Genomic DNA, 9,451 nt, shown 5'->3' on the forward strand with positions numbered 1-9,451 from the left:
TACAGTGGGAACTAAAACTGCACGGTCTAGATATTTATTTCCCCGTTCACAGGAGGTTTCTGGACTGAATAAACACCCATGACAAGCTGCCCAATGTAGAGAAGTTGTTCCCTTCAAAGGGGTATGTTCTGCACACAAGGGGTCAGAAGTACACAACTGCATCTGTTCTAAAGCTTGGTCAATATGATAACCCAGCTTTTTTGGTTCTCCCAAACTTACTAAGCCTCCCAAAGTTCCCTCGCTGTCAGGTGCTGCGGTGTAAATCAGTACACCTGCCATTGGACTACCTTCTTCTTGAGGACGTTTGGAGTAAATTCGTTCTTTTAAACTGGCAGCATTATAGCCACACTCTATTGCCATTTGTCGCATGAGGGCATGGGCGAAAGAGTGTAGTAAAATATAGCGAACTCCAGGGAATGTTATTTTCACTGGGTCGAGAGAACGAATTTTACACCACTGTTTATGAGCTTCAAAAGCTCGATTTTGATAATCTTGTAATAGTTGACTTTGTTCCCATTGACTCAATTTTTCTTCGTTAAACTGAATAAAAATACCTTCCCCTTTTACCTCACTTGCGGGAACCCATTGAGGATTTTTACGGCTCAAGTCTACTAAATGTTCCGTGAGTATTTCCCCTTCATCTATAAAGTCACCCGGTGATTGAATCCGTGTAAAACTAATTAGGGCGCGAACTTCCCGCAATCTTTCTGCTAATACAACTTGGGAAAAATAATCTTCATAGCCAGCAGGAGGTTTGACTGGTTTTAACTGAAAATCTGGTGTATTAAAATTGGGGTCTGCTTGGGAAAAAATTTCCCATTCTGGAGTTTTTAAGTCCCTGGCATTTTTATCATCTGAATTACTTTCTTGTTGATTTTGTTTTTCTTCAATTATTGTCCAGATTTCTTCTAGGGGATGTTTTGATAATTCGGTTAATAAGTCAGGAAATTGACCGATCGCTTGTAATAAATCTAGATTACTTTTTAAAATATCTTGGCTGGTAGCTTTATTTAAAACGTGCCAATATTGCTCGATTATTTGGAATAATTGATGGGAACTTTCAGGAATTGACAAAGCGGAAAGGGTAATGGGAAACCAACTATTAGATGCACCTAATAAAATGGTTTTCATTTGTTTGTCGCAGGTATCATCAAAGTCACGTAAATGGGGATGACGGGCGCGACAACGAGGCATATTTTCTTTTCCGCTTTCACCAAAAGCATCTGATAAAGGGCGTTGTTGACCACAACTGCATATTACAAAAATATCGCTGGGAGAACCAGATACACCATATTCTTCAAATCTCAAAGCGCCATTACAGTTAATATTTTCTCCTCGATGGACAAAGTAACTCCAGGGAAAATCATCTAAATGTCCTCTTTCACAAGAAACAAGAAACCGTGAGGGTATGGCTGTTGGTTCTTTTTTGCTTTTAGGACAATTTTTATGAACATATTTAGTTTGATCTGGTCGGTAAGGATTTTCTTTTAATTGAAAAAGTTCTGATTTTAGGGAAGCAAGTAAATGACATTTAGGGCAAACCATCCAACTAGGAAAAGGTGCGACTGGGATTCCTATTCTGTTGACTTCATCAAAGGGACCAGATGATGTGACATTTTCTGGAGGCGTGGGAGGTGAAAGCAGTCGTTTTACTTGTGAACCTAATTCTTTACGAACAGCAGCTAAAAGTCTTGGTTCATTTAATTCGAGTGCATTTTGAGTGTTCCAGTCTTCTAAACCCATGACCATAACTGAGAGGTTGGGTAGGTCAAGTACAGCACCGACACCGAAGGAAAATAATATTTGACTGGGGCGTAATTCGCCAACTTTGTATTTATACATTTTGGGAATTGGGAATTGGGAATTGGGAATTGGGAATGGGGAATTGGGAATTGGGAATTGGGAATTGGGAATTGGGAATGGGGAATTGGGGATTGGGAATGGGGGATTGGGGATTGGGAATGGGGGATTGGGGATTGGGAATGGGGAATTGGGGATTGGGAATATGTTTACAAATTCTGTTTCTGTTTGGTCATTTTTTCTGGAAGGCGGTTAATGTCGTCGTCGGGTACTTGGTCTTGTAAAATTAATCCTACGGTTGGTTCTACATTGCGTAGGGAATTTAAACAAGTAAAATCTTGCCAGGTTTCTCGACCTGCTGATTTTAATAGTTCTATGGTTAAACCGTCCCGCTTTTCTATTTGGTATTTAAGAATGCCCCCACCTTGTATGTTTTGGGCTTTGCTTAACCAAATATCTAGTTTGGCTTCTAGTGCTTGTTTTACCATTTTCTGGGTTTCAGCATCCCCTACTAATCCGGCGCGATCGCAAATTGTTTCTATTGCAGCTTTAATATAAGGATGGTGACGTTCAATTCTTCCTGCTTGGTCATTACCATTAAATTCCTTACCTGCCAACCTCACTAATGTAACAAATAATGCTGCTAACCCTTTATCAATGGCACGGGGCGCAAAAGGTGTTAATGATAAGGCTTCTACGTGCTGGTAAAAGGTGGCGTGGTAATGTTCAAATCTTTCATAATGGGATAAATCTCTAGGACGCGCCCAATTATACACTGTTAATACTAAACCTGGATATGTCCGCCCTACACGGCTGGTAGCTTGAATATACTCGGCTGTGTTTTTTGGCTGTCCTGTTACTGCCATAATACCTAACCGTTTTACGTCCACACCTACGGAAATCATGTTAGTAGCTAGGAGAACATCTAATGGTTCTATTTGATTAATTGTTTGTTTTGCGTTCCCTTTTGTGTTCCGCTTGGCTTTAATTTCGGCATCTTTTTGCGGATCAAAGGTGGTTTCGAGTCTGTCTAAAATTTCTGGAATTTCTGTAGAGTCTCTGCGTGATGTCAGTTCTTCTAAATTTATTCTCAGTCTTTTTGCTAGTCCCCGACGATCCATTTTTCCTAGACGAATACGCACATCATCATCTACTAACCTTCTCATTCCTCCTAATTCTCGCATGGAATTAAAATAACCTACTAGGGTCATCCAAGGATCAGCGCGATCGCCATATTTTTCATACAGAAATTGGGAAGCTGATAAAATCGCTATATATACACGAATTGATACCGCTTTTAACCTGCGTCCTGTGGCACAAATTCCCAAATAACGCCTACCGGGATTAATTTCACTAGGTTGACGTTGACGGGAAAAAAAGTTATCTTCCACATCCAAACATTGGGGAGGAAAAACCTGTAAATCTCGCAAAAATAAGTTATATATTTGACTTTGTGCTTGGCGAATCGTAGCCGTAGAAGCCACAACTTTAGGGCGTACTTTTTTACCATCAACTTCCCAGGATGCTAACTCATCTACGGCTGTTTCATAGAGTCCCACTAAAGTCCCCAAAGGTCCACTAATTAGGTGTAACTCGTCTTGAATAATTAAATCTGGTGGTCGCAGCTTGTTAAAGGGGATAGTTTTAGCAGCAGCTAAATTAGTAGTTTTACGGTGTGAATCTGTATCTTCTATATTAGAAGAACGAAACCCATGACGCTGACAATAGCCATCCACTTGACCAAATAACATTTGTACTTCACCTTTCCAGGGCATTTGGGCAAATTTATCCACTGTAGCAATTAGTAAACTTGGTAAACGGCGATATATTTCTTCATCAACCACCAGAATGGGTAAACCCTCACCCGGAGATTGTTTTTCAGTAAATAAACACCGTCCTAAATCATCACCACAGTATATTAATGTCCGTCCCCTTCCTTTAGCAACAGATTCAACTTTTATATGTTTACCGGGGTTAATTTTAGTACCACACCAAGGACAATTATTTAATTGATGGGGTGAACCGCTACCGCTTTGCTGATACTGTCCCCGTTCTTGTTTACAAAATTCCTCGCTTTGATTGGTATGATTAGGGGTTGTGCGCTGACCTACCCATAAACCAATTCTAAAAGGTTCTTTACCCCATCTACTTTCATTTGTTTTGCGGATAGATTCACAAGCACAAATTAAAGTCGTAGCGCGTTGAAATTGCTGTAAAGTCAACAATCGTAGCGTGTAGCGCATGAGAACAGCAACCCCATACTCTCCAGAACGTCCCGCAATATTACCTTGTAATCTGCGTAAACCCAGAGTATAAGCTGTTAAACCTAAATATGCTTCGGTTTTACCCCCACCAGTAGGAAACCAAAGTAAATCTGCAACTGCATCCTGGGGATGACTTCTATCTGGGTGATGTAAATTGGTAATACTGGGTAAATTGAGTAAAATAAATGCTAACTGAAAGGGAAACCAGCGAGGTTGAGAAAGGGAAATTTGCTGTAAATCTGCGGTTTTATTTTGACGGATTTGTTCTGAATAAATAGAATGAACTCTCTGTAAATACATTGCTTGATTCATAAACCGAAAAGCGTCTGCTGCTTTTTCATCGGTTTGTAACAATGTCAGTCCTTCCCTAATTCTATTTAAAGTCTGTTCACATTTTTGAATAGCAGTTTTCGCTTCATTTTCATAGTCTGTTAATCCGGTTGCGGGGTCAGATATCCGTTGTTTTTGGGTATTAATCCAACTTTGATAAGCTGTAATTAAAGGACTAATTTTATTAGCAAGATCACCAGTTGCAGTTGTAGATAATTCTTGCATATCTAAAACCAATCCTGCTAATTCTGGAATTTCGTCTACTTGTGGAGGAGAGGTTTTAGGAACTTCATAAGCTGGAATTACTGAAATTGATAATTCAACAGCACGTTCTTCAGTTCTTGATGCTGTTTTTGCATGGACACTGACACCATGACCAATGGCAAATTCTACCTGTTTACGGTAAAGCATGGCCATAGTTTTTTCTTCAGTATAAATTACAGGATCTAATTTTCCTAATGATCGGGGTTGATGTCGTTTTAAGAAAATATCAGGATGTTGAGAATCGGCGGATTTAACCCTTAATTCTGGTTGAAATAACCAAGTTTCATCTCGTTTTTCTTTAGTTTCTCTTTGTCCATTGATTAAAAATAAACTGACAATAAAATCACCGTTATTTTGTTTCCTAATTTGTCCTTTTACATAAACTTCTGGATATTGTGGATCAACTATCCAATTATTAATTACTCCCTCAATTAAAGGAATAGTAGGAGAATTAGAGCGAATTTGTTCCCGTTTCCAAACTTTTTTAGTGTGACTATCTACTTTGTTCAAGATTCCGCTAGGTACTTTTTTATATTGTCCCCAACCGGCGGTAATTTGTAATGCTTTAGCTGTACCATTAACACAAAATGTCATTCCGAAAGAAGATGGAAACATAGTTTCTAATGGAGGGACATTAACTTCTGTACTACCATCTTCCACAGTACCTTTACCACTAATAGCTAATTCATCATTATTTCCGGGTAAATAACAATCTACTTCCCGTAAATTATCATCTAAATTATCCGAATTATCTAAATTATCATCTTTGGATATTTGATTAACAACACTGGATTTTTCTATTGTTTCTTCAGTGATGCGACGGTGTTGGGGTGCAAGTAGTCCTACTAAATAGCGATCGCTTACACTCTTTTCATCTAATTCTTCATCTTCACCACCAGCAGGACCGAGTAAATCGTTAATAATTGCTATTTCTAATTCTTCTCGAATTTTATAAGCTGAAGGTATATTTGATGATAAAATAGGTTGTTGTTCTTCGGTTTTGGTATGGGTTTTGATATAATTATTAATATCCGCAGCAATATGATCACTAATTTCTCCATTTATTCCTAACCAATCAACATCTTCTACTGAATCAATTCCTTCTAAAAGTATTGCTAATTGTGATTCTGGTGCAGAAATTACACTACTCCAATCTAAGATAATTTGATGTTGACGGAGTTTTTTATTTATCTCTACTAAATCAAGTTCACCGGGGAGAATTGCAGGAAGTTGGATAATCATAATTGGGAATTGGGAATTGGGAATTGGGAATTGGGAATTGGGAATTGGGAATTGGGAATTGGGAATTGGGAATTGGGAATTGGGAATTGGGAAGTTTGTTTTTTAGGTTGCTAATTTTTATTCACCAGCTTGGTGTTTAAGTATATTAACCATACTGTCTGATAACCATAATCCAGCATTACGTAAAGCCTCAATTCTAGGAGATACACTAGAAATTAATCCCCTCCTTTTCGCTAATATTAATAAACCTCCTGTACCCATAGTAATAATAGTTAATGATTGACCACAACGCCGTGCTGCTCTATCATCTACAATAGCCGCATAATCTGAATTTTTTGACGCTAGACTCAATACCTGTGATTCTCCTTTTCCTAAATCCCAAGCTGCTACTTCAGGTGCTATGCTATCAATTACTACTCTTTGTATCCAAGGAACAGTAGATAATTGTCTTGATGCAATATCTTCTTCTCTTCCCTGAGTAACTTCTTCAAAAACACCTTCTGGAACTAATATTTCTGTGAATAATTGTGGTAATAATTCTGCTTGTTGACTTTTAAACAACACAATTAGAGGTGAGGAATTAATAATGATGCGATTAATCAACATTTGACATTTCCTCAGCTAATTCTTCCGCTGTATATTGCATAAAATCAACTCGATAACGAGATAAAGCATAAATAAACTCTGTCCGAGTTAGTCCGGCTATATCTGCTGCTTTATTTTGCGAGATATCACCTAATTCGTACCATTTTACGGCGGCTGCAATTTTCATTTCTTGCACAAATTCTTCGGGATTTTTTCGCAGTGCAGAAAATGCGGTTTCTGGTAATTGAATGGGTATGGTTTTCATGGTTTGGGAATTGGTAATTGGGAATTGGTGTTTCCATTTATATTATAATAACAATTAATCAACAAATTCTGATAAAACCGTGAGTTTTGACAACGTTTGTAAGCTATTAGCTGAAAAATATCCTCTTGATTTTGCCCGATGGTTACTACCAGAAGAACCACAAAGCGTCAAAGTTTTAAAAACCGAATTGAGTATTGAACCAATTCGTGCTGATTTTGTCACGTTTGACGAAAAGTGAAAACCGAATTTTACACATCGAATTTCAGACACTATCAACTTCTCGAAAACCCATTCCTTTCCGCGTCCTAGATTATTATATTCGGTTAAAAAGACTATATCCCGAATGTACCATTATCCAAGTCGTGATTTTCCTCCAGGAAACAGAAGATAAAAATGCTTTTATCAATGTTTACCAAGATGTAAATACTACCCACTATTATCAAGTAATTAGAATGTGGGAACAAGACCCTGTTTTATTTCTTAATAATCCCGCACTCTTACCATTAGCACCATTAACCCGCACAAATGCACCTCAAGATTTATTATCGCAGGTTGCTGAAAGTGTTGCTAAAATTGAGGAAATAGAAATCAAGCGGGATATTGTAGCCTGTACTGAGATTTTAGCAGGTTTACGGTTTGAGAAAAAGCTGATTAGTCAATTACTTAGGGAGGACATTATGCGAGAATCAGTAATTTATCAAGATATTTTCCAAAAAGGCGAGAAGCAAGGTGACAAACAAGGTGAACAACGAGGTAGAGAATTAGGTGAACAACGGACAATTATCCGTTTACTTAATCGCCGGTTTGGAGAATTAGATTCATCATTGGTTGATAGAATCACAACTTTGAATATTGAAAAGTTGGATAATTTAGCAGATGCTTTATTAGACTTTTCTAATATCAATGATTTGGTAAATTGGTTAAATGACAATCAACATGAAGGTCAAAATTAATCAACACTAACAACTGTAATTTTATGAGAGTCCGTTAAAACGGACTTTCTCTATAAGACGAGGATATTATGCGAGAATCAGTAATTTATCAAGATATTTTCCAAAAAGGTGAGAAACAAGGTGACAAACGAGGTGAACAAAGGACAATAATCCGTTTACTTAATCGTCGGTTTGGAGAATTAGATTCATCATTGGTTGATAAAATCAAAACTCTGAATATTGAAAAGTTGGATAATTTAGCAGATGCTTTATTAGACTTTTCAAATATCAATGATTTGGTAGATTGGTTAAATGATAATTAGTTAGGGAATTGCGTAATAATAATTTTATTTTGTCAGAATCAGGATATCCAGGATTTGAGGATGTACAGGATGTGGTTTGATGTTTGGTTGTGTAGTGTTTTTGATTTTTTTGTCTGAAATGGCTAACGCCACGCTGCGCGAACAGGATGTCCAGGATTTAAGGATGTACAGGATGTTATTGGTAATTTGTTTGTGAATATTTGAGATTATAATAAAATTAAGTTACCCTAGTAGTCAATCAATAATAGCAAATAAATTATCAAATCATTTATTCATTATATATCATCCTCAAATCTGTATTTATCATAGACAATAAAACACTTACATCCTGTAAATCCTATAATCCTGGACATCCTGATTCTGACAAATAACAAATACCAAACACCAAACAGAAAATTTATCAACAACATCCTGTAAATCCTATAATCCTGGACATCCTGATTCAGACAATTACCAATTACCAAACACCAAACAGAAAATATCAAAACAACATCCTGTAAATCCTTAAATCCTGGAAATCCTGATTCTGACAATTTCCCCATTCCCTAAAACATCTCAATCTGTTTCACATCATTATTCACTTCCTCCTGTACCTTCTTCTTCCCCCCACCTTTCGCTTTTTTCTTCCCTTTATCATGTAAACCTTCGGCGACTTCTTCCGCGTATCTTTGATGATTTAATTGCAATAATCTATCTAATATTTCTCGTCTCGCATTTTCGCAAATCGTGAACCGGATACCTTGTTTTGTATCATGAAAATCATGATCTAATTCTATATCTTCCCAACCATAAGCAGCAGCTACCGCGTTATCCATTTCTATGTGTAATGTGCGTAATTCTTCAATGTCTGGGTTGGTTTCGTCGGGGTTGTGAAAGCGGTTGTAGGTTTTGGTTAATCCCTCTTGACGGGTTAACATGATTTTTTGGCGGTGAGTGTAATATTTTTCGCCTATTTGTTCTAGGTTTGCGGTTGATGTGGGGAAGGGGAATGTTTCAAAACCATCTGTTGGTGAATATCTAATACCTGCATCTCTGATTGTTGAACAAAATTGCCACGCCCAAAAGCTATGTATTGAAGACTGTAATAATGCAAGTGTGCTAAATTTATCTGATGCAATAACAGAAAGGGCTTCACTAAATACTTCCCTAGTTGTTACTAATTCAAAAATTAAAATTTTATTATGTCTTGATGTTAGTAACACTCTTTCCATGTTTGCGATCGCACTATAAAGTTCTATAGTAGGACGAGTAAAACGCCACCAAATTTCACGCCTTTGTTTATCTTTATTTTTCTCTCTCTCCGGTTTAACTTTTTCTATTACAATCGCTAAACAATCAGGATAATCACTTGCATAAGGTCTACCTTTAGGATTTTTAGGATCATCATTTTCAGCATCTAAAGGCCAATCTTTAAAATTAATTACCCAACGACTAGGAGACCAGGCA

At 37.3% G+C, this 9,451-nt stretch carries 6 protein-coding genes and 1 pseudogene; 2 read left to right on the forward strand and 5 right to left on the reverse strand.

Annotated features, from left to right (window positions below; all coding sequences use genetic code 11):
• The 4 genes from drmB to FJR08_RS22920 form a co-directional block, all read right to left on the reverse strand.
• Window positions 1–1,842, reverse strand: a 1,842-nt coding sequence (gene drmB, locus FJR08_RS22905; protein ID WP_168634687.1) for a DUF1998 domain-containing protein, incomplete at its 3' end; no start/stop codon positions are given.
• A 167-nt stretch (window positions 1,843–2,009) separates the two neighbouring features.
• On the reverse strand, window positions 2,010–5,900 hold the full coding sequence (gene drmA, locus FJR08_RS22910; protein WP_174783222.1) for a DISARM system helicase DrmA: 3,891 nt from the start codon (window positions 5,898–5,900) through the stop codon (window positions 2,010–2,012).
• A 117-nt stretch (window positions 5,901–6,017) separates the two neighbouring features.
• Window positions 6,018–6,506 carry a DUF3368 domain-containing protein gene (locus FJR08_RS22915; RefSeq protein ID WP_168634688.1) on the reverse strand — a complete coding sequence of 163 codons (489 nt, stop codon included), beginning with the start codon at window positions 6,504–6,506 and terminating at the stop codon, window positions 6,018–6,020.
• Window positions 6,496–6,750, reverse strand: a complete 255-nt coding sequence (locus FJR08_RS22920) for a UPF0175 family protein (RefSeq protein WP_015079924.1) — start codon at window positions 6,748–6,750, stop codon at window positions 6,496–6,498. Before FJR08_RS22920 ends, FJR08_RS22915 begins: the two co-directional genes overlap by 11 nt.
• A gap of 79 nt (window positions 6,751–6,829) precedes the next feature.
• On the opposite strand from FJR08_RS22920, the pseudogene FJR08_RS22925 reads away from it, so the two are divergent.
• Window positions 6,830–7,703: pseudogene (locus FJR08_RS22925) on the forward strand (Rpn family recombination-promoting nuclease/putative transposase).
• A gap of 68 nt (window positions 7,704–7,771) precedes the next feature.
• Window positions 7,772–8,005: a DUF4351 domain-containing protein gene (locus FJR08_RS22930; RefSeq protein WP_168634689.1), complete on the forward strand. Its 234-nt coding sequence runs from the start codon at window positions 7,772–7,774 to the stop codon at window positions 8,003–8,005.
• Window positions 8,006–8,550: 545 nt separating this feature from the next.
• On the opposite strand, the gene FJR08_RS22935 is transcribed toward FJR08_RS22930, so the two are convergent.
• A partial coding sequence (locus FJR08_RS22935) for a type IIL restriction-modification enzyme MmeI (RefSeq protein WP_371415578.1) occupies window positions 8,551–9,451 on the reverse strand: 901 nt, incomplete at its 5' end.

This window comes from Dolichospermum sp. UHCC 0260, assembly GCF_009711985.1.
Taxonomy (GTDB): domain Bacteria; phylum Cyanobacteriota; class Cyanobacteriia; order Cyanobacteriales; family Nostocaceae; genus Dolichospermum; species Dolichospermum lemmermannii.